We start from the raw sequence: 337 nt of genomic DNA on the forward strand, positions 1-337 counted from the left end.
GTGTGGGGGGAGTGCACCCGTTTCCTCCAGTGTTCTCTTGTCTGTGCAACGTGCCCTGGCCGGGGCCGGGTTGGGGGACGCGGTCGGCGCCAGGGCCGGTCGGCACAAGTCTGCTGATTGACTCGGTCTTGTCCAGGGGGAGTTCGACCGGTGGGCAGACTCTGCCCGTACGGGCACGGGGACGGTTGAGCGCGGGATGAAGCACACCGTTCCACGGGATGAATCCTCGATGTGGCGGTGTGCAGCAGGAGTTGGGGCCGGACGGGATCGGCTCGTGGGTTCGTGCGGGAGGCGCGGGTCCTCGGTCCGTCCGCAAACGGTCGGAACTCGGTCGTGG

Origin of the sequence: Streptomyces tardus (assembly GCF_018101125.2) — a bacterium.
In the GTDB taxonomy this organism is placed as follows: domain Bacteria; phylum Actinomycetota; class Actinomycetes; order Streptomycetales; family Streptomycetaceae; genus Streptomyces; species Streptomyces tardus.